Raw genomic sequence first — 13,864 nt, 5'->3', positions numbered from 1 at the left:
TTATTTACGCTGTAAAAACGTCATATGGTAGTTAACAGCATTAGGACCTGGGTCCACAATTTCAAAAGATAAGTGAATAGGCACACGTGCGGGCATTTCTTTTGACCCAGCTAACTCTCCTGCAAGATAGTCTACAGGTTTAAACCCTCGAGATGCGATGACATTGTCATTAATATCAGAGAAGGTGAGCTTAATTGTGGGGAAAGGCTGGGCAAAGTTTGCCTGATTGAAAATGATAGCGTCAATTAATAATGCATTTGGGTAACGTGGGTGGCTTCTAACTAAAAGCTCGTTACCTTTAATTTTATTAATATCTATTCGAGTGGGTAGCTGACATCCCACATATTGGCAGGCTTTAGCATAATAAGGTCGGTAGCTTTCATCCTGTGCCAGCGTATCAAATTTAAACCAGCCATACTGCACGATAAGTCCTGCAACCAAAATTAAATTCGCAATGGTCCAGGCTGAGATCTTCCACCAGTTACGCTTTTCAGGCAGTACAAGTTCTAAAGGATCTGATGCTAGTTCATTCAGTAGAAAAGAGTTTTCTGCGTCTGTTTCTGTCGCTGTAGGTTGCTCAATATCCTCAATAACAGGCTCGTCTTCTTCCTCGGGCAATAATGTCTTTGGACGTTTTACTGGCTTGCCATGTTTAGGTTTTGCTGGTTGTTGTTCTGTAGAGTGTTCAGCTTTCTCTTTTGGCTCAGCAGTAGGTAATGATGTAATGGGTTGAGTGCTAGTGTACTCAGTATCATCAGGTTTGCTCTCAGCCTGGGGAGAGAGTGTTTTGCTGAAGGTGTTAACCCATTTAATCGTTGGAGCAGAAGCTGTTTGATCTTCAGGTTGAGTAGTACTGGCGTCTGAGTCAACCTGCTCCTGTTGCCTTGTATCAGGTACATTAAGTACTTCGGCTGAGTTTGGTTTGGGATTGGCTATATTTGCTGGAGCTTCACTCGTCGCTGTTGTTGTAGAAATTGTATCTGCTGAGATAGATGATATTTGAGGGTTGCTAGGCTCAGCCTCTGCTTGCTTTTGTCCTTCACTGGTTGATGATGCTGGTAAAGGCTTAACTGTTTCAGGCTTAGTTTCAGTTGTTAGTTCTGTGCTAGAGGCTAACACTGGCTTAGGCGATATTTTTTCGCTTTGATCTTCTTGCTGGGTTGGCTGAAAAGACGACTGAAATTTAGCTGTTGATGTAATAGCCGATGCTTGTGGTGAATCATTATTCGTCGCATCAGCGGGTTGTACTATTTGTTTAGGTGAGAACGAAGGGCGAGTATTATTTTTTTCTTGAGACTTTTTAACACGCGCTTCTTCTAGCTCTTCTTCTTGCTCCAATTCAGCTAATAAAGCAAGGGCCCAAGACTCATCTACTTCATGGAATGAGTCTTCACCTAAGGTTGGTGAAGTAGGGGTATCAGGAGGAGAAGCCTCTCCAGTTTGTTCAGTTGCAGGTTCTTCCAACTCTAATAAATCATCTTCAACATCAAAGGCGCGTTGTAAGCCCTGATCAAATCGAGTATTAGGAGCGGAAGACTTTTCTGAATACCCTGCAAGTGTCGTCTGATTGTCTGGAATAAGGTAGTTAGTGGCTAAAAATACATGCATGCAAGAGCCGCAGCGTACTGAGCCATTCGCAGCATTCAGTTGACTTTTTGTAAGGCGGAAAGAGGTTCCGCACTGGGGACAGCGGGTTACCCAAGTACTCACCATAGATGCATGTAGCCCTAACCACAGATCGTCGAAATTTAAAAAATGTCTTGCTTAAAGGAGTAAAAAAATATAATTCAGCCACGGTATACTTTAAGTTAGATGTTTTTAAAGCTCTGTGGAACCTGCTTATTTAACAGTCTAACAAGATTATACCTATTAACGTGTGGCAGCTTTTCGTCCAGCCAGACAAACCCAACCTTCCTGGGTTTTGAAATACTCCAGCGTAAACCAAGGCGCATAGGCTGCAATAACTTGATCCGCTTGTTCCATTAAAATACCAGATAACGCAATTAAACCATTGGTTTTGACAAGTGGTGCAAGTTTTGGTGCCAAATCAATTAATGGTTTTGCTAAAATATTAGCCACTAATACATCGGTTGTCGTATTAGGAAAGTCATTTGGAAGATAAATGTGTAGCTGCTCAGGGTTGATATTATTACGTTGAGCGTTATCTGCCGTGGCTTGCAATGCCTGTGGATCATTATCAACTGCAATGGCTTGCTTTGCTCCAAGCAATAATGATGCGATAGCTAAAATTCCGGAGCCACAGCCATAATCGATGACATCTAACTGGCTAAGGTTTTGTGAGTCTAACCAGGATAAGCACATTGCTGTTGTTGGGTGTGTCCCCGTACCAAATGCGAGACCTGGATCAAGCCGGAGATTGACGGCATCTGGTTGTGGAGGCTCTAGCCAACTGGGACAAATCCATAAACGCTGACCAAACTGCATGGGGTGATATTGTCCCATCCATTCTCTTTCCCAATCCTTATCTTCAACAATTTCTACTCGGTGTTGGGGCATGGGTTCAGGAGAAAAGAAATTTTCTAAACTAGCTGTTACGAGTTCCATTGGCGTATTTGCTGTAAAAAGACCAATAAGAACTGTTTTTTCCCATAAAGGCGTAGTGCCTAGTTCAGGCTCATACACAGGTTGGTCATGGGCATCTTCATAAGTGACTGAACAAGCACCAAGTGCCAGTAATTGGTCTTCAAGTTCGTCAACCATTTTCGGGTTAACTTCTAGCTTTATTTGAACCCAAGACATACGAGCAACCTTTAATTTGTGATTTTGCCGGGCAGGGTAAGGATAATTTTATGGTAAGTAAAGAGGAAGGAACAACAGGCTGATAGCCTGCCATTCCAGTTTTAACTATCTACCCTTTTCTTTGTGTTGAGGGGGTAGATTTATCCATTTAACGGGATAGCTTTTGCTCAAGGTAGTGAATATTGACACCACCAGCAGCAAAGTTGCTATCGCGCAATAGCTCCATATGTAAGGGGGTGTTGGTACGTATGCCATGAACCACCAGTTCATCTAATGCATTTCGCATTCTCTTGATGGCTTCTTCACGATCTCCACCATAAGCAATAAGCTTGGCAATCAGTGAGTCGTAATAAGGGGGTACCGTGTAACCAGTGTAAAGATGTGAATCAACCCGAATTCCATAGCCGCCAGGTGCATGAAAATGCTTCACGGGACCTGGTGAAGGCATAAATGTTTTTGGATCTTCAGCATTAATGCGACATTCAATAGCATGGCCACTAATGGTGATATCCTCCTGACGAAAGGATAGAGGCTCTCCACTGGCGATTTTGAGCTGTTCTTTAACAATATCAACGCCAGTGACAATCTCTGAAACGGGATGCTCTACCTGAACTCGCGTATTCATTTCAATAAAGTAGAAGCTTCCATCCTGGTAGAGAAACTCAAAGGTGCCTGCACCACGATAGCCAATATCAACACAGGCTTTTACACAGCGCATAGCAATATCGTTACGTAAATCGTCAGGAATACCTGGCGCTGGAGCTTCCTCAATTACTTTTTGATGGCGTCGCTGTAGTGAGCAGTCTCTATCTCCCAGATGTATAGCGTTGCCTTGGCCATCGGCTAATACCTGGATTTCAACATGGCGTGGTCTTTCTAAGTACTTTTCTAAGTACACCATGCCATTGCCAAAAGCAGCCAGTGCTTCAGACTGAGTCACACTGACAGCATTCAGTAAGTGGGCTTCACTGTGGACCACGCGCATACCACGGCCACCACCACCACCCGAGGCTTTAACAATAACAGGATAGCCAATTTCACGGGCGATCTGCACAGTACGTTCTTTGTCTTCTGTGAGTGGACCATTTGAGCCGGGAACAGTCGGTACACCGGCTTTTTGCATCGCTTGAATAGCTGATACTTTGTCACCCATTAAACGAATGACATCAGCCGTAGGGCCAATAAACTTAAAGCCACTCTTCTCAACTTGTTCGGCAAAATCTGCATTTTCTGCCAAAAATCCATAGCCAGGGTGAATGGCAACTGCATCAGTAACCTCTGCGGCACTGATGATAGCGGGGATGTTCAAGTAGCTATCGGTGGGGTTATTGGGGCCGATACATACTGTTTCATCAGCTAGTCGAACATGCATTAAGGATTCGTCGGCCTTTGAGTGAACTGCGACGGTTTTAATGCCGAGTTCTTTACAGGCGCGCAGAATCCGTAGTGCAATTTCACCACGGTTGGCAATCAGCACTTTTTCCAACATGATGTTGATCCTGCGTTGTTAGTTGTGTTGAAAGCATTAAGCGCTTAGACGATTGTCACCAGAGGTTGATCAAATTCAACAGGCTGGCCATTTTCAACCAAAATAGCTTCAACGGTACCAGTCTTATCGGCCTCTATTTGGTTCATCATTTTCATAGCTTCAACAATACACAACACATCACCTACTTTGACATGCTGACCAACCTCTACAAAAGCTGGGGAGCTTGGTGATGGTGCACGATAAAATGTACCAACCATGGGAGAGTGAACGGTATGGCCATTGAACACTGGTTTCTCAGGCTTGTCTTCAGCAGGTTTAGCTTCTGCTGCAGGCATAGCCCCAGTAGAGGCAGTTGTCATTGGCATTGTTGGCTGTAAGTGTGCTGCTGCATAAGCAGGTGCTACAGGTATTGGGTTAGAATGACGGCTAATCCGTACAGACTCTTCACCCTCTTTTATTTCCAGTTCGTCGATACCGGATTCTTCCAGCAACTCAATGAGTTTTTTGACTTTTCTAATATCCATAGTTTGTGCTCTCTTCAAGCTAGCAATTTAGTCTAGTGCAAGGTTTTCTATGTGGCGTATAGCAGCAAGCAACGCCAGCTCATAACCTTGTGCACCTAATCCACATATCACCCCTTTCGCAACGTCAGAAAAGTAAGACTGTTGTCGAAAATGCTCTCTTTGGTAAACATTGGATAGGTGAATTTCTATAAATGGAATACTGACCCCTAATAATGCATCGCGTAATGCCACACTCGTATGCGTAAATGCCGCAGGATTAATGATGATGAAATGAATACCTTCATTAGCGGCATCATGAATACGGTCAATCAACTCATACTCTGCATTACTTTGCATTGCCTGTAGGTGGTGGCCATGCTCCAAAGCAAGTGTTGTTAATGTCTGGTTTATATCGTCAAGTGTCGTTGACCCATAAATTGTGGGTTCTCTTTTACCCAGCAAATTAAGGTTAGGTCCATGGAGAACAAGAATGGTTGCCATAGAGAGAGCCCCCAAATTATCTTGGTTGTCCCCAGAAGAAGTAAACTGAGGGGTTTAGAATTTTTACTTTTGCGTGAGTGTGTAAGCCCTCGAAAGCAGACTAGTATCGTTAGCCAGCATTCTTGATCTATAGTTACACAAGAACGTGTCATTACATGTTTAGTGACAGTTGATGTTTAACTGTTCAGACTTACAACGAACGTGTTGACGATAATGATAAGGCGCAGATTCTGCCTGAAAGAAAAAGAACTGTCCAGTTATCGTCTGTTACTGCACGTTACCGCCATGATGAATGCCAGTTTATATATTTTCCTGCAAGATAGTTAATAAATAACTACACGTTAGCCGCTGTTGTTTACTTTCTGCAGAACTTAACCTGAATTGTCGTCAATTGAGCATTGAATTTAGACGATCTTCTAAAGATTGGGCTGTAATGTCACCTTGTAAGCGAAGAGCGGAGAGTTCATTACCCTGTTGATCAAAAAAAAGCAGGGCTGGAGGACCAAACAGACCGTATTGTTTTAATAGTGAGCTATGGTCTGCTGTGTTGTCAGTAATATCAGCTTTGACCAGCATAAATTGGTTTAGTAAAGCGTTTACTTCTGGTTTGGTTAACACATCTCGTTCAATAACTTTACAGGAAATACACCAGTCGGCGTAGATATCGACTAAAATCGGTTTCTTTTGGATGCTGGCCTGAGTAATGGCGTTAGTGAGCTGTTGGGTTGATGTTACGGTTGTAAAATTTGTGCGTTGATTAGCTAGCTTTTTGGATGCAGTTGCTAGAGGCCTTAGGGGATCATGGTTGCCTTGAGCTGCTCCAATAATCAGTGTTGATCCATAAATGAGTAAGATAATGCCTAATCCTTGGTATAAGGCACTCCACTGGGTTTTAGCTGTAAAGTTGAGGGCGCCAAGGTAAATAGCACAGCAGATTAATAAAGCTGCCCACAACATGAGTGTGAGTGGGCCAGGGATTAATCTTTCGATGAGCCATATGGCGACACCCAGCAATAGCACACCAAAAACAGACTTAACCGCATTCATCCAGTTACCTGCTTTGGGTAATAATTTGGCACCTCCTGCGCCAATAAGCAGTAGAGGGATACCCATGCCTATGCTTAAACTGAATAAGCTGATGGCGCCTAAAGTGGCATCACCCGTTTGTGAGATAAATAACAATATGCCTATGAGGGGCGCTGAGACGCAAGGGGATACCAGTAAGCTTGAGAATATCCCCATAACACCTGCGCTGAGATAGCTACCTCCCTGCTGTTTACTCATAACTCGATCAAGTCTATCTCTTACAATCTGAGGTAACTGGAGTTCATAAAAGCCAAACATAGCCAGTGCGAGGAAAACGAACAACAGGGCAAAAGGAATGAGTAGCCAGGGTGACTGAAACTGCGCTTGTAGGTTGTAGTCTGCACCCAGTGAACCCATAAGAGAGCCAACAACCGTGTAAGTCACGGCCATACCAAGTACAAAACATACACTTAGGGTAATGGATTTGCGTTGAGATAGCTGACCACGCTGATGTTCACCAACAATAATGCTTGAAAGTATAGGCATCATAGGAAAAACACAGGGGGTGAAGCTAAGACCCAAACCTGCGACAGCAAACATGAGGATAATCCACAACCAATTACCAGAACTTAATAGTTCAGTGTATTTCGATTCAAGAGTTGTACTGGTAACAATGGGAGTTGCAGAAGCAGGGATGATACGGGGGCTGGGTATCGTTTGGGAGGATGCTGTATTTGTTTGGGGCTGACCTGTTGAGGTAGAGACTGAGGGATTGCCCGTTGGCGGTTGAGGGGTTAGTGCCAAGTTTTCAGTATGGGGAGGGTAGCACAGTCCTTTTTGGGCGCATCCTTGAAATGTAGCAGCTAAAGAAAGTAAGTCTGTTTGCTGGTTCAAGGGAAGCTTGATAGTGACATCATGCTCAAAAATTTCTACTTCTTTTTGTTGGAAAGGGTCAAACTTAACCTTTCCTGTTGGCATAATCGGAGCCGTATAACTAATGTCTTCGTCTTGAATCGTAAAGCGAAATCTACCTTTGTAAAGGTAATGTTCTGGAGTGACCTTAAACGTTAAATAAGCTGTTTGGCCATCAACATAGCCCTGAATTTGAAACGCTTCCTCAACAGGAAGAAACTCACTGTCTTCGGTTGTATTAAATGAACTGCTAGAAGGTGAGCGGTCAAATAAGCCTTCACTGTGTGTTAGAGGACTCAAAAATCCTAATAAGAGTAGTAAAAAAGTAAGTTGCAGGAAGGGAGGGCTTTTTTTCATTGGTTATTGGGTTCCGTCACCATAAATGTTTGAGGTTTTGACTTTCGGCCTTTTGCTGAGTTCCTGATGCCATATAGATTAACATAAACGCGTATGTAAATGCTTTACAGTATTGGTGGGATGCTAATGAGTTAATGACTCGTTATTATGATTACAGACCGTGAGTCAGCCAAAAAACTTGCAGGCTACTATGAGGCTGAAGCCATAGGTTTGTTTGATGGTGATCCTTTCTCTTCAGGAGGTGTATACACACGGACACAATTTCGACCAGCATGTTTAGCGTCATAAAGTGCTTGGTCTGCTTGGGAGGATAGCATTTCACTATTATCTTCAGTGAGCATTGCGACACCACAGCTAAATGTAACTTGTAGGTCTTCAGGGTGGGCAGGTTGGCGTAGTTGAGCAAAGTGTGCGCGAATATCATCCAGCAGTGCTGTAGCATTTTCTTGTTGGGTATTGGGTAAAATCACAGCAAACTCTTCACCACCATAACGTCCTACCGTATCTGTTTTTCGCAAGCGTTGCTTAAGAAATAACGCTAAGCTTTTGATCACTCGGTCGCCCATGGGATGACCAAAGGTGTCATTCACACTCTTGAAGTGGTCAATGTCAATCATGGCAAAGGCCAGTGGTGTTTGGTTTTCTTCTGAGCGAAGAATTTCATTTTGTAACTGTTGCAATGTGTAAGTGTGATTATATAGGCCGGTTAAACTATCGCGTATCATTCTTGAAAGTAACGCCCTGGCTCGCTCTCCACGATTTCTAACAGTAGATATTAAGTGATGTGGCTTTATTGGTTTAGTTAAAAAGTCATCTCCACCTTCACTCATGGCAATAAGTTGTTTGTCTACATCCGCTTCTGCGGAAAGATAAATAATGGGAATGCTGACGTACTTTTCTTGCTGGCGGATGACTTTCGCTAACTCCATGCCATTACACTCAGGCATATACATATCAAGAATCATTAAGTCAGCATCAAACTTTTCTAAGGCATCAAGGACCTCAAGCGGTTTAGTGATGACCTCTGTGATAATGCCTGCCTTGTTCAATGTGTTTTGCGTGAAATAAGCTTGTGCTTTTGAATCATCAACAATAAGGACGCGATAGGGGTCTTGTACGACAACACGGGTTAATTGCTCAATACGGTCAATAATATGGCCTATTTCAAGTCCTCGGGTATAGAACTCACAACCAAAAGCACGAGTTGCTTCTAATCGCGTTCGAATGTCATCAATATCGTGACTGTAAAACAATACGGGAAAAGGGGTATCACGTTCAGCCTGAATCTTTTTAATCAAGTCAATACCTGCATGACGCTGACGGCCAAAGTCGACATCCATGACAATAACTGCTGGGTGCCGAGCATGATATGCGTTCAAAAAGTCTCTAGGAGCAAAAAAAGCTTTGGCTCGAATACCAAAGTAATCCATTTGCTTCAATAGTTTTCCTGCAAGACTAGGGTGGTTCAGACCAATATAAACAGGCTTTGTTGACGGGATTGATGTAGGTTTGGCGTTAGAGTCGCCTTTACGAAGGGCTGTATGACTTAATGTTGAGATTAGGTTATTGAGTTTACGAATTGTATCACTGTTGGGGATACTGTTACTGTCAAAATTTTGTAGAATGTCTGAGATCTGTTCTGCGATGTGAGCATGCTTCTCTTGATCAAATCGCTTGGCATACTTTAGAAGTTTTTCGTTTGCTCGATTAAATTCCTCTAACCACTGTTTAGTCCAGTGGTCGACATTTATCCGGTGCCAACATTCAATAACTTGGCGTGCTCTGTTGGTAACGCGTTGAGCAAAATGATCCTTTAGTCGAGCAGTAGACTTTTGTATTGATTCTTTAGAAATTTGCTCGGTCATGATACAACGGACAGCCCATATTAAATGACATCATTTGATCACCATGTGCGAGTTTAGCTTAACAAGCGAGTGAAGCTTTTTACTGCTTTGTCTTGATAGTTATAGGTTATAAGATGGATTGACTCAACTGGTCGCACATGCATTATGTTACTCTAACCTCAATTACTGCCCAAAAGCCACTGTTATGATAAAAGGCGTGTTAATGGAGAAAATTCATAAACATCGTTATGTGATCCATATTTTGGTGGGACTGTTTCTAGCTTGGGGTATAGCAGGTTGTCACCACCAGACACTTCCCGCTAATGATTCACAATCTGTTCAGGAAATGGTTCAGAATGATATTCAACACAAACGTATGCAGTCCCGTATAGCTTGGTTATTGCTGGAGGCTGAAGATGCTTTTAAAGAACGGAGACTGACAACCCCAAAAACAGACAATGCTTTAAATTACTACCAAGAGGTTCTTACACAGCAACCGGACAATATTGAAGCACAACTTGGAATAGAGCGCATTGTAAAACGTTACAAAAATATGATTCGTTATGCAGTAGAGAAAAAGAGGCTTGCGAAAGCACAAATTTTATTATTAAGGGCGCAGTCAGTTGATGAAAATCATAAATCACTGCAGAACCTTGAAAATGAAATTATGTCACTGCAGTCAAAAGAAAAATTGCAGTTTTTCCTGGATACTGATCTGCTACAGGCCCGCTCACCCGTTATTGTTCATCACTTGGAGTCTATAAGAAAATATCTTGCAAACAATGTACAAGAGGTACTTTTGGTAAGCCCCACTGATGCCGATAGTCAGTGGATTCTCAAGCAGTTAGCAATTAATGCAGATGAGCAGCAATTTATTGTACAACAGCAGGCGGGTAAACGATCTAAAGTTCAGATTAAACTGTCTTCCAGTGATGATTAGTAAAGTAAATTGAACGCAGTATAATTCTGAAAACCTATTACTAAATTAGAGAGTGATTATGGTACTTGACAGCATAAAGGATGCATTTTTCACTGCTTGTGAAAAGCTGAGGTTATTTGGCAAAGGACGCTTAGGTAAAATCGTTGCGATTATTGGTGTAGTGCTAGTCTTGCCTATTTTGATTTTGGGTTTTATCTGGAACTCTGAGCCAGATTTATTTGATGTTGATATTGCTGCAAAAAACTATGCAGAACAACAAGGTAATCAAGTTGTTACTGGGTATGTCACAACCTATACCCTTAAACATGTTATTGAAACCCTTTTAAATAAACCAGGAGGCTTTCTGTCAAATGACGTGATGCCTCCTAGTGTGATGATGGATAACATGCCAAGCTGGGAATTTGGTGTGTTAGTACAAGTTCGTGATTTATCTAGAGCTATGCGTAAATCATTCAGTCGTTCTCAATCGCAGTCTGTTGAAGACAAGGACCTGGCCATTGCTGAGCCTCAATTTTCATTTGATCATCGTAGCTTTATGCTGCCATCTTCAGAAAAGGAATATAAAAAAGGACTTAAAAAGCTTGATGCTTATCTTCAGCGGTTGGCAGATTCAAAAGACCAGAATGCACAGTTTTATGCGCGAGCAGATAACTTGAGAGACTGGTTAGCTGATGTGGAGACACGTTTAGGAAGCTTATCTCAAAGACTGAGTGCAAGTGTTGGTAAGGATAGACTGAATACTGACTTAGAAGGAGAGCCAGGAGCAAAGCAATCAACATACAAAAAAGAGCTGCTGGAGGTGAAAACACCTTGGCTTGAAATTGATAATGTATTTTTTGAAGCCAGAGGCACAGCTTGGGCTTTAATACACTTTTTACGTGCAATTGAAACAGATTTTGCAGATATTTTAGAAAAGAAAAAGGCTGTTATTAGCCTGAGGCAGATTATTCGTGAACTAGAAGCAACACAAGAAGTTATTTGGAGTCCTGTAATTTTAAATGGTAGTGGTTTTGGCTTTTTAGCCAATCACTCACTAGTGATGGCATCCTATATTTCCCGTGCGAATGCTGCTTTAATTCAGCTTAGTAGCTTGCTGCAAAAGGGCTAATATTTAGCTTCTTACTCCCCCAGGTTAGATGTAAATCACGCATCTAACCTCACTTTCTCTCTATTTATAGGTCTGATTTTAACTGATCAGGTCAGTTTATTTAAAGATTCATATACCCTTCACAAATAACCCTCGTACAAGTTTTGCTGCAGCTGACTTGCTCTGATGCTTCACCATTTAGCGGTTCTGATAATCTTTAAAAACAACTATCATTGCTACATCAGACTAGTCCCACTTAAAATCTTCGTTATGGGTATATTGAAACTTGTATATTAATGTGTTGTCTGTTTAAAACACAATACAGATTAGTTTCAGTACTTTAATATACATACTGAGCAACGATGATAACTAGTCATTGGAATACTTTTATACTTACTAAGTCTTGGTATTATTTTTTAACTTCTTTCAGGCTTGAAAACACATGCTTAAACACTACACATATACATGGCTTACAATAAGTTTGCTAGCAAGTTTTCCTGTAATTAATACAGTAGCTGAAGAAATCGAGCCTCCACCTATTATGAAATCATGCACTGGAAATAAATGGTGTAATATTGAGGTTAAGGCAAAAGATTGGCCTGTACGAGACAAAAAAATAGAACAAAACAATGAAGGTCCTGAAAAAATTGATATGGAGTTATTTTCGCTAAAAATTCCTAAAGATTATATTAAGAAACACTATGATAAGTCGCTTCAGCAGTTTGAGATTAAATATCCAGACTATACTTTACTGCTGATAAGGGAACAGGCCGGAGCATATAGTACAAAGCAATCATTGATACCTGATGATGTAATTAAACGTGGTTCCAAGTATCACCCAATCAGGCAGTATGAGATAGCTTTTACAGAAAAAGAACCTGATCAAGAACCAAATGATAAATATGAAAAACTTTTATATCGACTGGCTTTTTTTACAAAATCTCTGGGTTTGAAGGATGCTGTGATTTACAGAAGAGGAGATATTAATGCTTATCAACGGCGATATGATATGGATAGTCAACTTGATGAAATTAATGTCTACGTAACACGTGCCGATCGACCAAAAGAAAAGTTAGTTATTGCATTAATTAATGGGGACGAGAAAGGTCTTCAGAATATTTTAGCAACAATTGAAAAAAGTAATGATCAAGCAAAGGCAGAAAGTGAAAGTCAATAGGCTAACCTCTACTTTATACTGACTTATCCATAGTCACTTTGCTTGATACACTTCGAGGATGGGGTAACAATGATAATATAACCTGTCCTCAATCAGGAATAAGTAAATGTGATGGCGTTCAAGTTATTTTTTTGTATTTATATCCCTCAACACCGTTTTACTCGATGTAACGCTAATTGAGTTCATTTTTCCCTATAACAAATAGTTAAATTGTGAAGTATTGCCTCTTCAGTTGTCCGTTTTAAGGTAGTCTTACCGCTTATTTTGGTTATTTTAACATTACACTGACCTAGTTGAAGAAGGGTAGGCTTCTAATAAGTGGGAGCTGAATGGCAAATCTTATAGGGGTGTCGCTTCATCCTGAAGTGTTTACAGATGTTTATGTCTTCACAATGGATATGCGCGGTATTTGGTGAGGAACAAATTTTTAGGATATGAGCATCCAGCTGATGCATTGTCATGGTTTGGACGTTATTGAGCTTCTCATTTCAGGAAATCCTTGATCAAGATTCGTCAAGAAGACATTACATCAATGTAAAACGAAAAATGTAGTTGCTGTAGCTTTGGAAATAGTAGTTTTTAAGAACATCTACTAGGGGATAGAGAGTTTACTTTAGAACCACTAACTAACTTGGTTAGAACATCATTTTAATGGACTATTAGCAGGCAGTATGAGAATTTTTTCATGTTAAAGTTGACGATTAAAAAAGGCCATGCCATTTGTATTGGCGATGATATAAGGATTGAGTTTGAGCCTGAATACTATAAAAATAAGGTTCATGTGAAGACAAAAATTTTTGCTCCGGATGAGGTTCCAGTAAAACGGCTGGAAATTTATGAAGGGAAAGAAGAAATTGAAAAGGATATCAAGGATTATTTCCGTCGAGTTAAGTCCTACAAGCATAAAAAAGTAGAAGCTCCCCGTAATAACAATACTGCGCCAACAAGGCAAACAGTACGTCATCCTTATATGTTACATCAGCAGTCAAATTATAATAATTATTATGATAAAACTGAATATAACTATGATAAGGTTGAAAAAAATATCTCTCAACCAAGAATAATTGTAAAGAAGAAACGTATGCTAAATGCATCCGAAAATGATAATAATACATTATAACGCAGTATTGTTTTTATAAAGGTTTTGCGGTAAGTGAATAATAGATTTGATAGGGTATAAATAATATACGGATGTAATTTTTTATACCCTAAACTTCCTATATTTTAACTGTATTGACTTTAATATTTGATTAGTTTTATACAACTCT

At 40.8% G+C, this 13,864-nt stretch carries 11 protein-coding genes; 4 read left to right on the top strand and 7 right to left on the bottom strand.

Annotated features, from left to right (window positions below; all coding sequences use genetic code 11):
* From ACQ96U_RS14285 to ACQ96U_RS14255, 7 genes are all read right to left on the bottom strand, one after another.
* Positions 1 to 1,713: a DUF3426 domain-containing protein gene (locus ACQ96U_RS14285; protein WP_431721945.1), complete on the bottom strand. Its 1,713-nt coding sequence runs from the start codon at positions 1,711 to 1,713 to the stop codon at positions 1 to 3.
* A gap of 156 nt (positions 1,714 to 1,869) precedes the next feature.
* Positions 1,870 to 2,760, bottom strand: coding sequence for a 50S ribosomal protein L11 methyltransferase (gene prmA, locus ACQ96U_RS14280; RefSeq protein WP_431721944.1), 891 nt, complete (start codon positions 2,758 to 2,760; stop codon positions 1,870 to 1,872).
* A gap of 148 nt (positions 2,761 to 2,908) precedes the next feature.
* On the bottom strand, positions 2,909 to 4,249 hold the full coding sequence (gene accC, locus ACQ96U_RS14275) for an acetyl-CoA carboxylase biotin carboxylase subunit (RefSeq protein WP_431721943.1): 1,341 nt from the start codon (positions 4,247 to 4,249) through the stop codon (positions 2,909 to 2,911).
* Positions 4,250 to 4,293: 44 nt separating this feature from the next.
* Positions 4,294 to 4,773 (bottom strand): acetyl-CoA carboxylase biotin carboxyl carrier protein, encoded by a 480-nt coding sequence (accB, locus tag ACQ96U_RS14270; protein ID WP_431721942.1) that lies wholly within the window; start codon positions 4,771 to 4,773, stop codon positions 4,294 to 4,296.
* Between the two features lie 27 nt (positions 4,774 to 4,800).
* Positions 4,801 to 5,253 (bottom strand): type II 3-dehydroquinate dehydratase, encoded by a 453-nt coding sequence (aroQ, locus tag ACQ96U_RS14265; protein ID WP_431721941.1) that lies wholly within the window; start codon positions 5,251 to 5,253, stop codon positions 4,801 to 4,803.
* Positions 5,254 to 5,640: 387 nt separating this feature from the next.
* The gene (dsbD, locus tag ACQ96U_RS14260) at positions 5,641 to 7,548 is read right to left on the bottom strand and encodes a protein-disulfide reductase DsbD (protein WP_431721940.1); all 1,908 of its coding nucleotides are present in this window, start codon (positions 7,546 to 7,548) and stop codon (positions 5,641 to 5,643) included.
* A 188-nt stretch (positions 7,549 to 7,736) separates the two neighbouring features.
* Positions 7,737 to 9,413 (bottom strand): diguanylate cyclase, encoded by a 1,677-nt coding sequence (locus ACQ96U_RS14255; RefSeq protein ID WP_431721939.1) that lies wholly within the window; start codon positions 9,411 to 9,413, stop codon positions 7,737 to 7,739.
* Between the two features lie 202 nt (positions 9,414 to 9,615).
* Between ACQ96U_RS14255 and ACQ96U_RS14250 the strand changes: the two genes are divergently transcribed.
* From ACQ96U_RS14250 to ACQ96U_RS14235, 4 genes are all read left to right on the top strand, one after another.
* Entirely contained in the window at positions 9,616 to 10,332 is a 717-nt protein-coding gene (locus tag ACQ96U_RS14250; protein ID WP_431721938.1) for a hypothetical protein, read from the top strand.
* Between the two features lie 58 nt (positions 10,333 to 10,390).
* Positions 10,391 to 11,440 carry a DUF2333 family protein gene (locus tag ACQ96U_RS14245; protein WP_431721937.1) on the top strand — a complete coding sequence of 350 codons (1,050 nt, stop codon included), beginning with the start codon at positions 10,391 to 10,393 and terminating at the stop codon, positions 11,438 to 11,440.
* Between the two features lie 421 nt (positions 11,441 to 11,861).
* Positions 11,862 to 12,596, top strand: coding sequence for a hypothetical protein (locus ACQ96U_RS14240; RefSeq protein WP_431721936.1), 735 nt, complete (start codon positions 11,862 to 11,864; stop codon positions 12,594 to 12,596).
* A gap of 685 nt (positions 12,597 to 13,281) precedes the next feature.
* A complete protein-coding gene (locus ACQ96U_RS14235) occupies positions 13,282 to 13,716 on the top strand; it encodes a carbon storage regulator (protein WP_431721935.1) in 435 nt (144 codons plus the stop codon).
* Positions 13,717 to 13,864: the final 148 nt, after the last annotated feature.

It is taken from the genome of Zooshikella sp. RANM57 (genome assembly GCF_050749885.1).
GTDB lineage: Bacteria > Pseudomonadota > Gammaproteobacteria > Pseudomonadales > Zooshikellaceae > Zooshikella.
This window is presented reverse-complemented; position numbering and strand designations above follow the sequence as displayed.

Bases quoted from the DNA above. Each gene is read 5' to 3' on its own strand.
- ACQ96U_RS14240 (WP_431721936.1), top strand. From the start codon at position 11,862: ATGCTTAAACACTACACATATACATGGCTTACAATAAGTTTGCTAGCA.
- ACQ96U_RS14250 (WP_431721938.1), top strand. From the start codon at position 9,616: ATGGAGAAAATTCATAAACATCGTTATGTGATCCATATTTTGGTGGGA.
- ACQ96U_RS14255 (WP_431721939.1), bottom strand. From the start codon at position 9,413: ATGACCGAGCAAATTTCTAAAGAATCAATACAAAAGTCTACTGCTCGA.
- dsbD (WP_431721940.1), bottom strand. From the start codon at position 7,548: ATGAAAAAAAGCCCTCCCTTCCTGCAACTTACTTTTTTACTACTCTTA.
- ACQ96U_RS14285 (WP_431721945.1), bottom strand. From the start codon at position 1,713: ATGGTGAGTACTTGGGTAACCCGCTGTCCCCAGTGCGGAACCTCTTTC.
- ACQ96U_RS14235 (WP_431721935.1), top strand. From the start codon at position 13,282: ATGTTAAAGTTGACGATTAAAAAAGGCCATGCCATTTGTATTGGCGAT.
- accB (WP_431721942.1), bottom strand. From the start codon at position 4,773: ATGGATATTAGAAAAGTCAAAAAACTCATTGAGTTGCTGGAAGAATCC.
- aroQ (WP_431721941.1), bottom strand. From the start codon at position 5,253: ATGGCAACCATTCTTGTTCTCCATGGACCTAACCTTAATTTGCTGGGT.
- prmA (WP_431721944.1), bottom strand. From the start codon at position 2,760: ATGTCTTGGGTTCAAATAAAGCTAGAAGTTAACCCGAAAATGGTTGAC.
- accC (WP_431721943.1), bottom strand. From the start codon at position 4,249: ATGTTGGAAAAAGTGCTGATTGCCAACCGTGGTGAAATTGCACTACGG.
- ACQ96U_RS14245 (WP_431721937.1), top strand. From the start codon at position 10,391: ATGGTACTTGACAGCATAAAGGATGCATTTTTCACTGCTTGTGAAAAG.